This window comes from Pseudomonas sp. ME-P-057 (assembly GCF_030208975.1).
In the GTDB taxonomy this organism is placed as follows: Bacteria; Pseudomonadota; Gammaproteobacteria; order Pseudomonadales; family Pseudomonadaceae; genus Aquipseudomonas; species Aquipseudomonas lutea.
Genome location: NZ_JARVSX010000046.1, coordinates 1 through 17,336 on the forward strand (window position 1 = coordinate 1; position 17,336 = coordinate 17,336).

Here is a 17,336-nt window from a genome sequence, read left to right on the forward strand (position 1 = left end):
CCACAGGGTTCGCGCGGTGTTAGTAGGACTGGCTTCAGCCGGGAAGAGGCCAACACGGACACCTTCAGTTCCATGGCGTAACAACCGACGTCTTCCCGGCTAAAACCGGTCCCACAGGGTTCGCGTGGGGCTGTTTTAGGTGGCCAGGGGCGGTGTCGGCAGGGCTGGCAGGATGTCCGGGATGTGCCGTTAAGTTAACGGCATCCGGCCAAGACCCGTATGATCTCTTTTTGAAGAACAGATGGCAGCGGCCCCATGAGTAGCGATAGATCAGGCGAGTCCTCCACTCACTCCAGTGCAGGTGTGGACAGCAACGAGCGATTCGCCTGCGTCGGCTGTGGAGCATGTTGTCGGGGGCGCTTTGTGCCGTTGACCCTGAATGAGGCCGTGACGTGGCTCAAGCGTGGCCATGGGGTGGCGGTCATGCTTGAAGCATTCGACGAATCGCTCTGGCCAGCCGGCTCCCCCGAATTCACCTACAACGCCGGGCGCTCTGCGGCGGTGCCTTGTGCATCGGGAACACTGCGAGTGACGGTGATTCTCGCGGCGAACGCGCTGCCCGAATGCCCGAACCTTCAGCAGGATGGGCTTTGCGGCATCTATCTTGAGCGGCCGCTGGTGTGCCGCATTTATCCGATGGAGATCAATCCGTTCATTCGCCTTGAACCCGCAGCCAAGGACTGCCCGCCCGAAAGTTGGGAGCAAGGCACGTTGCTGGCCTCGGATCAGGGGCTGGCCACCCTCGTTCAGCAGTCGCGACAGGCTGACCGTGACGATGCCCTGCGCAAAGTCGCATTGTGTGAAAGCCTGGGGCTGATGGTTGCGGGCTGGAAAGGCAACGGCCTGGTGATCCACCAGCCCTCGGTCGAGGATCTTCTCGCCGCCTGCGAGAACATCGATGAGAACGCCGTGCCTGCCTCCTCGGCATGGCAAATCAGAGCCGACGATGCTTCATTGGTGCAATACCTCAAAGACCACGCCCTGCCCCTTGCCGACCCGGCAACCGACAGCTACATCTTTCACTCCACCCGCTGAGCCAACCCAGGCTGGGCAGCTCTCAGCTCTCAGCTCTCGGCTCACAGCTTTCCGCTAGCGCATGGCCCCTCCTCAACCCATCACCCGCGCATACACTGCCCGATCCACATTCCCGCCGGATAGAATCACGCCGACCGTTTTACCCGCCATGGCCGGGCGCTCCTGCATAAGCCCCGCCAGTGCGGCTGCACCCGCCCCCTCAGCCAGGTTATGGGTGTCGGTGTAATAGACGCGCATGGCATCGGCGATCTCGGCGTCGCTGACGGCAATGATCCGTGCAGCCCCCGTGCGGTAAATCGCAAAAGCTGAGGGGATGGGCCGGCGCACCGCCAGGCCATCTGCAAAGGTATCGGCTGACGGGGTTTGGAGCACGGCTCCGGCTTCAAACGACCATTTGGCCGCCGCCGCTTCAGTGGACACCACACCGACCACCTGGGTGCTCAAGCCCAGCGCATCGCGGGCGGCAATCACCGCGCAGATACCGGACCCGCAACCGATCGGTACATAGACGGTGTGCAGATCCGGCACGGCGGTAAACAGTTCCAGGGCATAACTGGCGATACCTTTAAGCATCTCCACATGAAACGGCGGGACCAGATAGTGCCCGTGCACGTCAGCCAGCCGCGCCGCCTCTTCACGCGCCTCGTCGAAATCCCGACCGCATTCGATCACCGTGCCACCGAGCGCGCGCATGGCGTTGTTCTTCTCCACCGAATTGCCTTGTGGCACCACGATCAGTGCACTCAGGCCCGCAGCGCTGGCTGCCAGAGCCAGGCTTTGCCCGTGATTGCCCCGCGTCGCCGTGACAATGCCCTGGACGCCAGGGTAAGTGCGTTTCAACCAGTGAATGAACGTGATCCCGCCGCGCACCTTGAACGCGCCGGTGGGCGTATGGTTTTCGTGCTTGACCCACACCGCACAGTTCAGCCGCTCGGACAGCAGCGGCCAAGCGTATTGAGGGGTGGCGGGCATGGCCTGGTAAACCAGACGCGCGGCCTCGGTGATGGTTTCGCGGGTCAGTCCGTGCATGGCGGGTCTCCAAAGAATTTCCGCCCAGTCTAGGCACGGGCCCGCCGAGCAGGCTTTCAGAAAACTGACCTGACTTTTCGCCCCGCGCTTGATTACCATGCAGACCATGAGCCCGACCAAATCCGTGTTGAATCCACCGCCCACTGAACCGGTACGCCGGGTCGAGGCAGGGCCGTGGATCCTCGAATTGCTGCCCGCCAGCCGCTATGCGACGCGATACGTCGCTGAGGCGTCGGCGATCGGCTTTGCCTTCGCCAGCCAGCGCGGGCTGCACGCCATCGGCAGCGACCGCGTGCAGCCCTTCGACGCCGTGCCCAACGGTCTGGCATTCGTCCCGGCGGGCTGCGATGTGTTGTCCGAATCACCCACGGGTGGGGAGTATCTACGCGTGTTGCGCACCGATGGGCTGACGCTGAAAGGTGAGCGCGCATTCAACAACCGCATCGATGCACGCGCGATCGTCCTGGCGATGAAGATCCGCGCCGCGCTGCTGCAGGGCTCGACTGAGGACGACTGGGAGGGCTGGGGGCTGGCGCTGGCTGAGCGGATCGATGACAAGCATAGACGGGATGCGCCGATGCACGGCTCAATCGATGCCCGGCGGATGCGCAGGCTTGACGAATTCATCGACGCTGGCCTCGACGGGCCGCTGGGCGTGCAGGCCATGGCCGACCTGCTGGAATTGTCCGAAGGATATTTCATGCGGGCCTTCAAGCACACCACCGGCCAGAGCCCGCACCGCTACCTCATTGACCGCCGGGTCGCCAAGGCCCGTGCGCTGATGCGCGACCCCACGGCACGGCTGGCCGCGATCGCCCATGACTGCGGATTCAGCTCGCAGGCGCACATGGCCACGGCGTTCAGGCTGCGCATGGGCATCAGCCCGGCGAAACTGCGCCAGGCGCTGCCCTAGCTCGTGCCGGCACGGCGACGCTCACCAGCCGTGGCGCTCCAGCACCAAAGCGATGCGCGGATGGCGGTCGACTTCCTCAAGCGACGCGTACCATTCCGGCCGGCAGACACGAAGATGCTCACGCGCCCCGCTCCACTGGCTCACCACACTGGCGAGAATTTCCACGGCGCCCGGCGCTTCCGGGTGCCAGGCCACCGGGTTGTGGAAGACATCGCTGAACACCTCCCATTGGCTGTGCAGCTTGCCTGTTGCCCCGGCGACCAGGCGGTCTAATTGCTGCTGATCGGCACCGGGCAGCCAGCGCTCCGGGTAGTCGATGAGGCCGATGGTCGCGTAGCAATTGGTGGTGATGTAAGCCAACGCCCTGAGTTGCTGGGCCCGCTCCAGTGAGTCGCCGGATAAAAGGCCGGACTGCGGAAATTCAAGCGCCAGGTGGGTAAGAATCGCCGCGCTTTCGGTGAGTACGGCATTGCCGGGCGCCACCAGCGTAGGCACCTGCATCAAAGGATTGAGCCGTTTAAGCTCGTCCTGCCCGACGCCTTCATTCCACGAACTCGCGGCCACCAGGCGAAAGTCCGCCCCGCACAGCCCAAGGGCCATTTCAATCGCCGCCGAGCCGGACCTGTCCGAACCGAATAACGTGTACATGTGGCCTCCAATCATGCCGTGGTCTTGTGAATAGCCTCGCAATGGCGCCGTTGCCACTCATCAACAACATCGCCCAGGGTTTTGGGAGTGTCGTTGCGTATCCAGGCCATGAAGTCCCGGTCGAACTTGAAGGCAGCGCCACACTGCCCGGTCAAGAAGCGCCGCACGTTCTGGGTATTGCGGTAGTCCTGAGTGACGGGAGTGTCTCTGCGCAGAGGCTCGCTGTGCCAGTCAAACGCCATGGAAGGCTCCTTTAAACGCTTACGATGGGCCAATTAATCGGCGGTTGCCGGCCCCCGCCCATGCGCCGAACGAGGGACCTGAACCGGCCTCCCGGGAATGATAGCCGCAGAACACGGCAATGCGATGGACTCATGGTTTTAGCGAACAACGCTGTGCTGCCGGCAACCAACGGCGCTGAGGCGGGTCAACCGAAACAGCAACGCTTGCAGTGCCAACCGGTCACCGCAGGGATCACCCGACTATTTCTCCTGGAGACCTCATGAATCCGGACATCACCCTGAGCGATGAGGACGGTTCCCCACCGCGGCCGGACTGGTTTTCAAGCGAACATCGCGCCCGGATCGACGAGTTGATCGGCAAGCTCAAGACCAGCGACACCCGGGAAGGTGTCTCGCGCTATCACGCGATGGCCGAGGGGTATCTGCTGGGGCTGTTGGACAGCAACCACGTCAGCGTCGAGCATCACGACGCCGTCCGGCAATACCTGCACACGCTAGCGATTGCGCGGTTGAAGGTGATCAAGCCAAAGGCGCGTCGACAGTGGTGATGAGATCGCGGTCGAAAGACTTCGTCCCTGGTCGCTCGCGGCAGCGGCAAGGGAACGGCAACCCTCATTTTCCGCCCGTGACGTCCAGAAACGTACCGGTGATGAACGATGCTTCCTCGCTCGCCAGCCAGAGAATGGCTCTGGCCACCTCGACCGGCTGTCCGCCGCGGCCCATGGGTATCGAGTCTTTTACACGGTTGACGCGATCCGGCTCGCCACCGCTGGCATGCATGTCGGTGTAGATGTGCCCGGGGCGTATGCAGTTGACACGGATGCCCTCCCGCGCGACCTCCTTGGACAAACCGATGGTGAAGGTTTCAAGGGCGCCCTTGGACGCGGCGTAGTCGACATATTCGTTCGGGCTGCCCAGTCTCGCGGAGGCTGAAGAAATGTTGATGATCGAGCCGCCGTGGCCGTTGTATCGATGCGCCATGCGCCGGATGGCCTGCTGCGCGCAGAGCATCGGCCCGATGGCGTTGACCGCAAAGATGCGCTGCATGCGCTCGAACCCCAGGTCTTCCAGCCTGGATTGGGGCCCAAGTACGCCTGCATTATTGACCAGCACATCGATGCGCCCGAACGTCTGGTCGATGGCACTGAACATCTGCGTGACCTGTTCCGGGTCGGCGTTGTCGGCACGGATGGCCAGGCCACGGCGTCCAAGCGCTTCGACCTCAGTCACCACTGCGAGGGCTGCGGACTCGTCGGCCACATAGCTGATTGCAACGTCATAGCCACTCGCTGCCGCCAACCGTGCCGTCGCGGCGCCGACCCCGCGGCTTCCGCCGGTGATCAGCATCACTGGAGCTTGCGAAACGTCTTCCATTGAAAAGTCTCCTTTCTGGCGCTGTGAAAAGGAACAGATGTGTCGTCAATCGGCGCTGTCCTGCGCAGTCAGCCAATCAGCAGAATGCCGGTCGCAATCACCGCGCACGCTATCAGCTTGCGCGCCGTCAGTGATTCGCCAAGGAAGAAATAGCCGATCAGCGCGGCAAACAGCACGCTGGTTTCGCGCAAGGCCGATACCGCGCCCATGGGCGCTTCGCTCATCGCGTAAATCACAATGCCGTAGGCCAGCAGTGACACCAGGCCGCCGCAAAAAGCCGTGAAGAAGCCAGGCCGGATAGTCACCAGACTGCGGGCGTCGCGCAGCAGCACATACGTCATCGGCATCAGCACGCCCCAAGACGCGCACATCCAGGCCGTGTAGGCCATGGGCGCGCCGGACAACCGCCCGCCGATGCCGTCCGTCACGCTGTAGGCCGCGATGAAACAACCGGTGCCCAGCGCGTATGGCAAACCGGGGATTTCCAGCTTGCGCCCCTTGAAGGCCAGCGAAATGATCCCCGCCGAAACCAGCGCAATGCCGATCATCGCCGTTGCGCCCACCACTTCGCCTGCAAACAGCGACGCACACACGGTAATCAACACCGGGGAGGAACCTCGGGAAACCGGGTACGTCTGGCCCAGATCGCCGCTGCGGTAGGTGCGCACCAGAAACAGGTTGTAACCCACGTGCAGCGACGCCGACAGCGCTGCATACGTCCAGCTTTCCGGCGCCGGCGCGACCATGAATAGCGCGCCCACGCTGCTGACGATGGCCACGGCCACGCACATGATTGTCATCGACCAGAGCTTGTCATCGCCGCCACGCAGCAACGCGTTCCAGCTGGCATGCAGCAGCGCGGCAAAGAGTATCAACAGGATGATGTGAGTAGGCATGGGCCATGTTAGGCAGCCCGCTTGCGCAAAAAGAAGCAAATTCTCCTCATCCGAAGATGAGTGAATGCTCATGCCCTACGTATCATACCTTGCGCATCTTGCCTCAGCCGTAAGCGAGACCGGCAGCCACTCCTTCTTCAATGAGCCAGGCGCGGAAACTGGCCACGTGCCGTTGGCGCTCGATGCCTTTCGGGCAAACGAAGTAATAGGCCACCGGCGACGGAAACGGTACATCGAACAGACGCAGCAAGCTGACGTCTTGCAATTCTTTCTCCACATGCCCGCTGCGCGCCAGCGCTATGCCTTGGCCCAGCAGCGCCGCTTCGACGGTCATGTTGGAGTCGGCAAAGCGCACGCTTTCCTTCAACGAAGTCACGCTGACCCCGACCTGCTGGAACCACACTTCCCATTTGGGCACCAGATCCGACCCGTCCCGGGTCAGCAGCGGATAGCGCAGCAGCTCCGCCGGCTCGCGGGGAGTGCCAAAGCGCCTGAGCAGATCGGGGCTGGCCACGGGAAAAATGTGCTCCCTGAACATGAATTCAGAATGCAACGCCGGGTAGTGACCGCCGCCCAGCCGGATCGCTACGTCAGCCTCGCCGCTGGCAAAGTTGACCGGCGTGTCGGTGCTGTCCAGCGTGACGAGGATTTCCGGGTGCAGTTCGGCCAACTTGGGCAGGCGCGGCAGCAGCCATTTGAGCGCGAAGGAATAGGTCGTGCTGACTTTCAGCCTGAAGCGTCCCTTCTCTTCCCGAAGGTCGGCGAGCGTTGCTTCCAGGTTCATGAAAAACGTCCGCACGATGGGCGCCAGCGCCGCACCGGCAGGCGTCAGGCTGAGGGTCTTGCCCCGCTGAAACAGCTGCACGCCCCAGATGTCTTCGAGATTCTTCAACTGATGACTGACCGCGCTTTGTGTGACGTGCAGTTCCTCGGAAGCTGAAGTAAACGTGGCGTGACGTGTGGCGACTTCAAACGCGCGCAGGGTGGCGGTGGGTGGCAAATCTCTCATCGCAGCGGGCCTCGTCGGGCACCAGCGACGCTGCCCTGAGTATGAATGTGGGCTCATGGTATAGCACTTGAGGTGTGATACGCGGATGCCGATCGCTTCCCGGCCAATTCGCAACGAGTGAAACCCACCGTAGAAGCGCTTGGTCTGGAACGCCTCCGGCCCCGCCAGGAACCCGAAAGCGAAATTGATCGCCTGTAGGAGCACGCTTGCCCGCGAAATGCATTTTGCCAGGCCCTGATGCATTGACGGACCCAATGCATTCGCGAGCAAGCTCACTCCCACAACGGTGTGAAGGCAACCGGAACCGTTCCCCCCCGCCACCCCCGCAGGCGGCCGATAGCGATCCATGTTTGCCACTGCTGCGGGCGCCCATCCAGGACGCCAGATCGCCGAGCACCCGCCTGGAGCCCCGAAGCGCAATTGATCGCCTGTAGGAGCGCGCTTGCGCGCGAAATGCATTTCTGCCAGGCACTGATGCATTGACTGACCCAGCGCATTCGCGGGCAAGCGCGCTCCTACAACGGTGTGAAGGCAACTGGAACCGTTCACCCCCCGCCACCCCCGTAGGCGGCCGATAGCGATCCATGTTTGCCACTGCAGCAGGCGCCCATCCAAGACGCCAGATGACCTGGCACCCGCCAGGAACCCTGAAGCGCGATTGATCGCCTGTAGGAGCGCGCTTGCCCGCGAAATGCATTTCTGCCAGGCACTGATGCATTGACTGACCCAATGCATTCGCTGGCAAGCGCGCTCCTACAACGGTGACGGCAACCGGAACCGTTCACCCCCGGCACCCCCGCAGGCGGCCGATAACGATCCATGCTTGCCACCGCTGCAGGCGTCTCTTCAACAGGCGCCAAATGACCGCGCACCCGCCTGGAGCCCCGAAGCGCAATTGATCGCCTGTAGGAGCGCGCTTGCCCGCGAAATGCATTTTGCCAGGCCCTGATGCATTGGCTGACCCAGCGCATTCGCGGGTAAGCTCACTCCTACAACGGTGTGAAGGCAATCGGAACCGTTCACCCCCCGGCACCCCGCAGGCGGCCAATAACAATCCATGCTTGCCACCGCTGCAGGCGTCTCTTCAACAGGCGCCAAATGACCGCGCACCCGCCAGAAACCCGAAAGCGCAGTTGATCGCCTGTAGGAGCGCGCTTGCCCGCGAAATGCATTTTGCCAGGCCCTGATGCATTGGCTGAACCAGCGCATTCGCGGGTAAGCTCACTCCCACAGGTGCGCCGCCTTCTGCCCGCTCATGCGCTGTAAAGGCTGCCCCTGTTTAAAGCACCATCGGGCGTAATCGCCCCACGCAAGAGCACAACCGGCAGCCAACCGACTGGAAAAAGCTGATTCAAGCGCTACAGTCTGGTTGGCATGTTTATTTCATACCCCCAAAACACACGACAAGCCGGACTCTGGTCCTTAAGTCTCGTCCACATACGCGCCTCGAATGCGCCAGGTATCGAAGCCTGATCGACCCCTACCGGGTTGATCGGGCTTTTTTTATGGATGCTTTTCATGCCGGACTTCTTCAGACCGAAGCCTTCACTGTCAGGGGTCGCCACCCAGGCGCCCTCTGCGCCAGACCAGCGTCCCACGGTAACGGTTGGCTTTTTGCTCTCGACCGAAGGCACCTATCGGCGCATGGGGCGCAGTGCCCTGCTCGGCCTGCAGGATGCGCTCGCCGACATCAACGCCGATGCGCAACGCAGCGTGCGGCTCGAAGCCATCTGCAGCGACCCGCAGGGCGACCCGGCGCGCTACAGCAGCGGTGTCGCCGAGCTGTTGGGCGCAGGGGTCCGGCACATCCTCGGCACCACGCTCTCGGCCAGTCGCAAGGAAATCATTCCTGATCTGGATCAGCACGGCGCCCTACTCTGGTATTCCAGCCCCTATGAAGGCTACGAGAGCAGCGAAAGCGTCTTGTACCTCGGCGGCTGCCCGAACCAGACGCTGCTGCCACTGCTGGGTTACGCACTGGGCGAGTTTGGTCATCGGGCGTTTCTGCTCGGCTCGAACTATGTCTGGGGATGGGAAAGCAACCGCATTGCCCGGGAAGTGCTGGAAGCCAACGGCGCTGAGGTGATGGGCGAAAAGTACGCTCACTTGGGCGCAACCGGATTTGAGGTGCTGATTGAAACGCTCATCCAGGACCCGCCGGCATTCGTCCTCAACAACCTGGTTGGCGAATCTTCCTACGGGTTTTTGCAGCAGCTGGACCTTGCCTGCAGCCGACAGGGTCTGCGCCTGCCGGTGCTTAGTTGCAATTTGACCGAAGCGGAGCTGGACGCGGTCGGGCCGATGCAAGCGCTGCGTCTGCTGTCCTGCGGTCCGTTCTTTGAAACCGTCGACCCGGCGTTTTGCCAAGCGCAGCAGCGCCATGGTCCACGGGTCTGTTCGCATTACTACACCAGCGCCTACACCGCGCTGCGGGTATTTGCCGACGCCCTGCAGGCCAGCAACGACGCGTCGCCCACGGCCATCTGCGAATACCTTTATGGCCACCCGGTCGCCAGCGTGCTCGGCACCGTAAGCCTGTCGTCGCGCAATCACCACAGCGCACTGGCCAGCCACATCGCCGAGCTGCGCGACGGCCGCTTTGAAGTGGTGCAGTCGGCGCATCAGCCGATTGCCGCCGACCCTTATCTCACCCATACGGATGTACACGCCGGCGTTGCCAGCCGACACGCCGCCCCGGCGCCGCGCCTGAGGATCGTCAAATGAAAACACGCGCTTTTCCTGCCCTCGATCAGGGCCTCCTGCTGTTGATCGACTGCGACGAACGCAGTCAGGCCAATCTGGGCAAAAGCCTTCATAGACTCGGCATTCACTCGCAAGCGCTGGCCCACGATGCGCCGTGTGAGACAGAGGGCTGCTTTGCGGCGATCCTGGAAATCGAGCACTTCGCCAGCCCGGTCGCGGTGCAGGCGTTGAACGCCGCCGGGGTTCCCATCATCGCGCTGACCGCCCACGAGACGCTGTCGCAAATCCAGCGCGCGTTGCAGCTGGGTGCCACAGCGCTGCTCAACAAACCCATCAGCCAGGGCTCGGTGTACACGACGTTGATGATGGCGGTGGGGCTGCGCGAACGGCAGCGCGCCGACGCCGAACGGCTCTGCGAGCTGCAGCAGCGGCTGGCCATGCGTCCGCTGATGGCCCAGGCGCTGGCGCGCTTGATGGTCACCCAGAACATCAACGAGGCGACTGCCTTTGAACGCTTGCGCAGCCTGTCGATGCAGCTCAACCGGCCGATTGAGGCGCTGTGCGTCGACCTGCTCGCCGTGCGCAACGAGGACCGCGCATGAGCACGTTGAAGGCCCTGCTGCGTCGTCCCGCTGTCGCTGTTTCGCTGTTGTTTATTGCCATGGTGGTGCTGCTCGCGGTGCTGGCGCCGTGGCTGAGTCCATTCGACCCGGACGAGCAGTTCGTCGAAGGCCTGTCGATGGAAGGTGCGCCTCTGGCACCGGCCACGCCGTACTGGATGGGCACTGACTTGCTGGGCCGTGACCTGCTGTCGCGGTTGATCTTTGGCGCGCGCACTTCACTGTTCATAGGTTTGCTGGCTAATGGCATGGCCGTGCTGATCGGCACGCTGGTCGGGCTGACCGCAGGCTTTGTGCGCGGGTGGCTGGGCAGCGTGTTGATGCGCGTGACTGACCTGATGATGGCCTTCCCCGCGCTGCTGCTGGCCATCGCCCTGTCGGCGATTTTCCAGCCCAGCGTGTGGATCGTCGCCATGGTCATCGCGATGGTCAACTGGGTGCAGATTGCCCGGGTCATCTACGCCGAAACCGTGGCGCTGAGTGCGCGGGACTTCGTAGCGGTAGAACGTACGCTGGGCGCCAGTTCGCTACGGATTCTGTTTTCACACCTGCTGCCGCATTTGCTGCCAACCATTCTGGTGTGGGCGACGCTGGGCATTTCCACCACGGTGCTGCTGGAAGCCACGTTGTCGTACCTGGGCGTGGGGGTGCAGCCGCCCACCCCGAGCTGGGGCAATATCATTTTCGAGAGCCAGACGTACTTCACCTCGGCGCCATGGCTCGTGTTCATTCCCGGGGCCGCGATCATCCTGCTGTCGCTGGCATTCAATCTGGTCGGTGACGCCCTGCGCGACGAACTCGACCCCACACTCAAGGGGCGTCGCTGATGCTGCCGTTCATTTGCCGCCGGGTCGGTTACGCGCTGTTGATCCTGCTCGGCGTGACCTTCATCACTTACCTGCTGCTGTTCCTGCTGCCTGCCGACCCCGCGCGACAAATTGCCGGGCGCAGCGCGACGCCGGAAGTCGTGGCCACCATCCGCGCGCAATTGGGGCTGGATTTGCCGTTCTACCAGCAATACCTGAATTACCTCGGCAACCTGCTGCATTTCGACCTTGGCCGCTCGTACATCCAGCGCACGGCGGTCAGCGAGCTGATCGGCGCACGACTCCGACCGTCCCTGGAACTGATGGCGGCCGGTATCGGTTTCGAGCTGTTGATCGGCATCAGCCTGGGCATGCTCGCCGCGCTCAAACGCGACAGCTTCGCTGACAAGTTGCTGATGGCGTTTTCCTTCGTGGGCGTGTCAGCCCCGCAATTCATTGCCGCGATGCTGTTTCTGTACTTCTTCGCGGTGCAGCTGGGCTGGTTTCCGCTGGGCGGTTACGGCGGCGCGAGCCATTTGATGCTGCCCGCATTGACGCTGGGGTTGCTGGGCAGCGGCTGGTATTCGCGCATGGTCCGCTCCTCAATGATCGAGGTGCTGCATCAGGACTTCATTCGCACCGCCCGGGCCAAGGGCCTGAGCCGGGCGCGGGTGGTGTTCGTGCACGTACTGCCCAATGCCATCGTCCCGGTGATCCCGATGATCGGCATCGACATCGGCGTATTCATGGGCGGGCTGGTGGTGGTCGAGTCGGTGTTCGGCTGGCCGGGCATCGGCCAACTGGCCTGGCAATCAATCCAGCAAGTCGACATTCCGGTCATCGTCGGCGTGACCACGCTGTCGGCAGTGGCCATCGTGCTCGGCAACCTGCTGGCGGATCTGGTGATCCCGCTGGTGGACCCGCGCATCGACATCAAGCAGCACTGAATTCATCAACACAACGGGGCATAACAATGAAGATCAACGCGCTGACCCTGGCCGTGGCGGCCACGCTGTTTACCACGCCACTGTGGGCTGATACGCCGAAAAGCGGCGGCGATGTGGTGGTGACTTACCAGAACGATGTAGCGACGCTGGACCCGGCGATTGGCTACGACTGGCAGAACTGGTCGATGATCAAAAGCCTGTTCGTGCGCCTGATGGACTACAAGCCCGGCACCACCGAACTGGTGAAAAGCCTGGCCGAGGACTACAGCATTTCGCCTGACGGTCTGGTCTACAGCTTTACTCTGGTCAAGGGCGTGAAGTTCCAGAATGGCCGCGAGCTGGTGGCCAGCGACGTCAAGTATTCACTGGAGCGCACGGTCAACCCGAAAACCCAGAGCCCGGGCGCAGGCTTCTTCAGCTCCATCGTCGGCTACGAAGACATGACCGCCGGCAAGAGCACCAGCCTTGACGGCGTCAAGGTGGTCGACGATCAGCACCTGACCATCACGCTCAGCGCGCCAAACGCCACCTTCCTGCACATCATGGCCATCAACTTTGCCTCGGTGGTGCCCAAGGAAGCCGTGGAGCAATGGGGTGCGGACTTCGGCAAGCACCCGGTCGGCAGCGGTGCGTTCAGGCTGGCCGACTGGAAACTGGGGCAAAAGCTTGAGCTGGTGAAGAACCCCGATTACTTCCAGAAAGGCTTGCCCTACGTCGACAAGATCACCTTCGAGATCGGCCAGGACCCGACCGTCGCGCTGCTGCGCCTGAACAAGGGCGAGGTGGATATCGCCGGCGACGGCGTGCCGCCTGCGCAATTCCTGCAATTCAAGAACGATCCGGCGTCCAAACCGCTGCTGGTCACCGGCAACCAGTTGCAGACCGGCTACGTGACGCTGAAAACCACCCTGCCGCCGTTCGACAACCTCAAGGTGCGCCAGGCCATCAACATGGCCATCAGCAAGGAACGCATCGTGCGTATCATCAATGGCCGCGCGGTGCCGGCGAACCAGCCATTGCCGCCGGCCATGCCCGGTTATGACACCCAGTACAAAGGCCTGCCGTACGACGTCGAAGGGGCGAAAAAGCTGCTCGCCGACGCCGGGCTGGCCAAGGGTTTCGACACCGAACTGTACGTGATGAACACCGATCCGCAGCCGCGCATTGCCCAGTCTATCCAGCAGGACCTGGCCAAAGTCGGCATCCGCGTGCAGATCAAATCCCTCGCGCAAGCCAACGTGATCGCGGCCGGCAGCTCAAAGGATCAGGCGCCGATGGTGTGGTCCGGCGGCATGGCGTGGATCGCGGACTTCCCGGACCCGTCGAACTTCTACGGCCCGATTCTCGGTTGCACGGGCGCAGTGGAAGGCGGCTGGAACTGGTCGTTGTACTGCAACAAGGCGCTGGATGAGCGTGCCGCCAAAGCCGACGCCATGGCGCGGCCGGAGCAGCAGGCCGAGCGCACCGAGGCGTGGAAAAAGATTTTCACTGACGCCATGGCCGACGCACCGTGGGTGCCGGTCTTCAACGAACAGCGCTTCACCGTGCGCTCCAAGCGCATGGGTGGCGACGACGCACTGTACGTCGATCCGGTCCATGTGCCGGTCAACTATGACTATATCTGGGTGAAGTGATTGCCCGTGGCCCGCTCCCGGCAACGCTGGAGAATGGGCCACTGCTCCCCTCACCCATCGCCTTTTTGCACCGAGGACCTTACTCATGTGCCAGAACTGCCTGGTCAAGACCATTCACAGCGTCAACAGCCACTTCGGTTGGGACCACAGCTTCACCCCTGTCGAGCGCGTGGCGCCCGGCACCACGCTGCAGATGAACTGCCGCGACTCGTCCAACGGTTATTTCACTGCGCACTCTCAAGTGGCCGACGTCAGCGTCATGCCCTTCGATCAGATCAACCCGGTGACGGGCCCTATCTATGTCAAGGGCGCAGAACCCGGCGACGTGTTGAAAATCACCCTGGACAGCTTCAAGCCGGGCGGTTTCGGCTGGACCGCGAACATTCCCGGTTTCGGCCTGCTCGCCGATCAGTTCCAGGCGCCGGCCCTGGCGTTGTGGCACTACGACACGCAGAGCCTGGCGCCTGCTGCGTTTGGTGACTTTGCCAAGGTGCCGCTCAAACCGTTCGCCGGCACCGTCGGGGTTGCCCCGGCCGAGGCGGGCCTGCATTCGATCGTGCCGCCGCGTCGGGTGGGCGGCAATCTGGACATCCGCGATCTGGCGGCCGGCAGCATTTTGTACCTGCCGGTGGAGGTTGCCGGTGCGTTGTTTTCGATTGGCGACACCCACGCGGCCCAAGGCGACGGCGAGGTCTGCGGCACGGCCATCGAGAGCGCCATGGACGTGGTCGTCAAGCTCGATCTGATCAAGCAGACGCCGCTGGCCACGCCACGTTTCAGCACCCCGGGCCCGGTGACACGCCACCTCGACAGTGCCGGTTACGAGGCCTTCACCGGCATCGGTCCGGATTTGATGCAGGCCGCCCGCCAGGCGGTGGCCAACACCATCGACTGGCTGTGCCGCGAGCATCACATGCCTGCTGAACAGGCGTACATGTTGTGCTCGGTGTGCGGCGATCTGCGCATCAGCGAAATCGTCGACCTGCCCAACTGGGTGGTGTCGTTCTACTTTCCGAAGGTGGTGTTCCAGTGAAACCCAACGACCAGCCCAGTCTGTCCGTAGAGCGGCTGAGCATCGATGTCGGCGGCGGTGCCTCGCGCCGGCGGGTGGTCGAGGAGCTGAGTTTCGCCTTGTACCCGCGCCGCACCCTGTGCATCGCCGGTGAGTCGGGCAGCGGCAAATCGCTGTCGTCGCTGGCGATCATGGGCCTGCTGCCCAAGGCAGCCAGTGTCCCCAGCGGCGCGATCCTGTTCGACAACCGCGATTTGCTGGGCCTGCCGGAGCGCGAAAAGCAACAGCTGCGCGGCAAGCGCATCGGCATGATTTTCCAGGAGCCGATGACCTCGCTGAACCCGCTGCTGACCGTCGGCCAGCAATTAGGGGAGACGTTGCGCCGGCATGAGGCATTGAGCCGGGACGAGATCCGCCAGCGCTGCAGGGCGATGCTGGATGCGGTGCGGATGCCGCAAGTGGACAAGCGCCTGACCCAGTACCCGCACGAACTGTCGGGCGGCATGCGTCAGCGGGTGATGATCGCGATGGCGATGCTGTGCCAGCCGGAAATCCTCATCGCCGACGAACCGACCACGGCGCTGGATGTGACCATTCAGGCGCAAATCCTTGAGCTGATGCGGGAATTGCAGCAGCAGTTTTCCACCAGTTTGTTGCTTATCACTCACGACATGGGCGTCGTGGCTGAGATGGCCGATGAAGTGGTAGTGATGAATCAGGGGCGCATGGAAGAGCGTGGCTCCCTGCATCAAGTCTTCACCAACGCCCAGGCGCCCTATACGCGCAAGCTGCTTGGCGCCGTGCCGGTTTTGGGCAGCGCGCCGCCGCCCGAAGTTTTGACCGGGCAGCCGGTGGTGTTGGCGGTGCAGGACCTGTGCGTGCGCTTTGCGTTGCGCCACGGCTGGTTCGAGGCACCGCGCACGGTGCATGCGGTCGAGGGCGTGAGTTTCGAGCTGCGTCAGGGCGAAACCCTGGGGCTGGTGGGTGAAAGCGGCTGCGGTAAATCCACCACCGGCAAGGCGTTGATGAACATGCTGGACTATCAGGGCAGCGTGAAATTGCTCGGCCAGGAGCTCAACGGTCTGCAGGGCGATGCCTTGCAACGGGTGCGCCGGGACGTGCAAATGGTGTTTCAGGACCCCTACGCCGCGCTCAATCCGCGCAAAACGGTGTTCGATCTGGTCGGCGAGCCCTTGTTGATTCACGACAAGATGCCTGAACCGCAGCGACGCGAACGCGTAGCCGAGCTTCTGCAGCAAGTCGATCTGCCCCGGGAAACACTGGAACGCTATCCGCATCAGTTCTCCGGTGGTCAACGGCAACGCATCTGCATCGCCCGGGCATTGGCGCTGAACCCCAAAGTGATCATCGCCGACGAATCGGTCTCGGCGCTGGACGTGTCGGTTCAAGCGCAAGTGCTGGAACTGCTGGAGCGGCTGCGTGGCGAGCATGGCTTGAGCTATCTGTTCATTTCCCATGACATGGCGGTGGTCGAGCGCATCTGCCATCGGGTGGCGGTAATGTACGGCGGGCGCATCGTCGAAATCGGTGCCCGCGATCAGGTGCTGCACAACCCGCAGCATCCTTACACCCGACGCCTGCTCGCCGCGGTGCCCGTCCCTGAAGTCGGCCGCCGTCGCGATTTCAAAAGCCTGCTGAAAGAACTGGAACGTCCCGACCCGATCAAACAGGCAGGCTTCATCGCCCCGGCGCAACGTTTTGCGGCGGTGGCAACGGATCATTGGGTGGCGGTGGAGTGACCAGCGGGCGGTCAGCGCTTAGGGGGTGTCGTCAACCGCCCAGTAATTCGTATGGCCGTGGAGGAACGCGAGAGGCTGCGGGAGCCGGCTTGCTGGCGAACCCGATGGATCAGCACCGGACCTGTTGACTGACCCAACGCCTTCGCCAGCAAGCCGGCTCCTACAGTCGTGTAAGCCGCAGGTTAAGCGGCGGGCGTGCAGTTTGATGTTCGCCGCGCATTGGTGGGGTTGCCACAGTTTGATGTATCCATACATCGATGGGTGCCACGGTCTGGGATACCCATACATTGATGGGTGCCACCGTTTTATGCATGCCACACATCGGTGGGTTGCCGCCGGTCATTGTAGGAGCGCGCTTGCCCGCGAAAGCGTCGGTAGGGGCGATAGAAATGCGTCAAATTCGCCGACCAATTCGCGGGCAAGCGCGCTCCTACAGTTTGGTGCAGGCCGTAGATTGAGCGGTCGCCACCGTTTGGTGCAGGTCACGGGCTTGAGCGGCGGGCGTGCCGTTTGATGTTCGCCGCGCATTGGTGGGGTTGCCACAGTTTGATGTACCCATCATCGATGGATACCACGGTTTGAGATACCCATACATCAATGGGTGCCACCGTTTTATGCATGCCACACATCGGTGGGTCGCCACCCGTCATTGTAGGAGCGCGCTTGCCCGCGAAAGCGTCGGCGGGGACGATAGGGATGCGTCAAATT

Annotated in this window: 16 protein-coding genes; 10 read left to right on the forward strand and 6 right to left on the reverse strand. The window is 62.7% G+C overall.

The features are described 5' to 3' along the window. Positions 1-255 precede the first annotated feature (255 nt). Complete coding sequence (locus QRN48_RS23305) at positions 256-1,035, forward strand: YkgJ family cysteine cluster protein (RefSeq protein ID WP_285353588.1); 780 nt, start codon at positions 256-258, stop codon at positions 1,033-1,035. A 72-nt stretch (positions 1,036-1,107) separates the two neighbouring features. Here QRN48_RS23305 and QRN48_RS23310 read toward each other — a convergent pair whose 3' ends face one another. Then, positions 1,108-2,064 (reverse strand): threonine dehydratase, encoded by a 957-nt coding sequence (locus QRN48_RS23310; protein ID WP_191943133.1) that lies wholly within the window; start codon positions 2,062-2,064, stop codon positions 1,108-1,110. 97 nt (positions 2,065-2,161) lie between these two features. On the opposite strand from QRN48_RS23310, the gene QRN48_RS23315 reads away from it, so the two are divergent. Further along, positions 2,162-2,977 carry a helix-turn-helix transcriptional regulator gene (locus QRN48_RS23315; RefSeq protein ID WP_285353591.1) on the forward strand — a complete coding sequence of 272 codons (816 nt, stop codon included), beginning with the start codon at positions 2,162-2,164 and terminating at the stop codon, positions 2,975-2,977. A 21-nt stretch (positions 2,978-2,998) separates the two neighbouring features. Here the strand turns inward: QRN48_RS23315 and QRN48_RS23320 are convergent, their stop codons facing one another. Together QRN48_RS23320 and QRN48_RS23325 are read right to left on the reverse strand one after the other, a co-directional pair. Next, positions 2,999-3,625, reverse strand: a complete 627-nt coding sequence (locus QRN48_RS23320; protein ID WP_285353592.1) for a glutathione S-transferase family protein — start codon at positions 3,623-3,625, stop codon at positions 2,999-3,001. A gap of 11 nt (positions 3,626-3,636) precedes the next feature. Further along, positions 3,637-3,867: a DUF6434 domain-containing protein gene (locus tag QRN48_RS23325; protein WP_285353594.1), complete on the reverse strand. Its 231-nt coding sequence runs from the start codon at positions 3,865-3,867 to the stop codon at positions 3,637-3,639. 260 nt (positions 3,868-4,127) lie between these two features. On the opposite strand from QRN48_RS23325, the gene QRN48_RS23330 reads away from it, so the two are divergent. Next, positions 4,128-4,415: a hypothetical protein gene (locus tag QRN48_RS23330; RefSeq protein WP_191943129.1), complete on the forward strand. Its 288-nt coding sequence runs from the start codon at positions 4,128-4,130 to the stop codon at positions 4,413-4,415. A gap of 64 nt (positions 4,416-4,479) precedes the next feature. Here the strand turns inward: QRN48_RS23330 and QRN48_RS23335 are convergent, their stop codons facing one another. From QRN48_RS23335 to gcvA, 3 genes are all read right to left on the reverse strand, one after another. Beyond that, positions 4,480-5,241 (reverse strand): SDR family oxidoreductase, encoded by a 762-nt coding sequence (locus tag QRN48_RS23335; RefSeq protein WP_285353597.1) that lies wholly within the window; start codon positions 5,239-5,241, stop codon positions 4,480-4,482. A 68-nt stretch (positions 5,242-5,309) separates the two neighbouring features. Next, positions 5,310-6,137, reverse strand: a complete 828-nt coding sequence (locus QRN48_RS23340) for an EamA family transporter (RefSeq protein WP_285353599.1) — start codon at positions 6,135-6,137, stop codon at positions 5,310-5,312. Between the two features lie 103 nt (positions 6,138-6,240). Continuing rightward, the gene (gene gcvA / locus QRN48_RS23345; RefSeq protein ID WP_285353601.1) at positions 6,241-7,146 is read right to left on the reverse strand and encodes a transcriptional regulator GcvA; all 906 of its coding nucleotides are present in this window, start codon (positions 7,144-7,146) and stop codon (positions 6,241-6,243) included. A gap of 1,518 nt (positions 7,147-8,664) precedes the next feature. Between gcvA and QRN48_RS23350 the strand changes: the two genes are divergently transcribed. From QRN48_RS23350 to QRN48_RS23380, 7 genes are all read left to right on the forward strand, one after another. Continuing rightward, on the forward strand, positions 8,665-9,870 hold the full coding sequence (locus QRN48_RS23350; RefSeq protein WP_285353603.1) for a transporter substrate-binding protein: 1,206 nt from the start codon (positions 8,665-8,667) through the stop codon (positions 9,868-9,870). Continuing rightward, the gene (locus tag QRN48_RS23355; protein ID WP_285353604.1) at positions 9,867-10,451 is read left to right on the forward strand and encodes an ANTAR domain-containing response regulator; all 585 of its coding nucleotides are present in this window, start codon (positions 9,867-9,869) and stop codon (positions 10,449-10,451) included. Before QRN48_RS23350 ends, QRN48_RS23355 begins: the two co-directional genes overlap by 4 nt. Continuing rightward, entirely contained in the window at positions 10,448-11,296 is an 849-nt protein-coding gene (locus QRN48_RS23360) for an ABC transporter permease (protein ID WP_037010048.1), read from the forward strand. Before QRN48_RS23355 ends, QRN48_RS23360 begins: the two co-directional genes overlap by 4 nt. Next, complete coding sequence (locus tag QRN48_RS23365; protein WP_285353607.1) at positions 11,296-12,222, forward strand: ABC transporter permease; 927 nt, start codon at positions 11,296-11,298, stop codon at positions 12,220-12,222. The genes QRN48_RS23360 and QRN48_RS23365 overlap by 1 nt, the downstream gene beginning before the upstream one ends. A 26-nt stretch (positions 12,223-12,248) precedes the next feature. Continuing rightward, the gene (locus tag QRN48_RS23370) at positions 12,249-13,856 is read left to right on the forward strand and encodes an ABC transporter substrate-binding protein (RefSeq protein ID WP_285353610.1); all 1,608 of its coding nucleotides are present in this window, start codon (positions 12,249-12,251) and stop codon (positions 13,854-13,856) included. 85 nt (positions 13,857-13,941) lie between these two features. Further along, positions 13,942-14,889 (forward strand): acetamidase/formamidase family protein, encoded by a 948-nt coding sequence (locus QRN48_RS23375; protein WP_285353612.1) that lies wholly within the window; start codon positions 13,942-13,944, stop codon positions 14,887-14,889. Continuing rightward, positions 14,886-16,628, forward strand: coding sequence for an ABC transporter ATP-binding protein (locus QRN48_RS23380; RefSeq protein WP_285353615.1), 1,743 nt, complete (start codon positions 14,886-14,888; stop codon positions 16,626-16,628). Before QRN48_RS23375 ends, QRN48_RS23380 begins: the two co-directional genes overlap by 4 nt. Positions 16,629-17,336 lie beyond the last annotated feature (708 nt).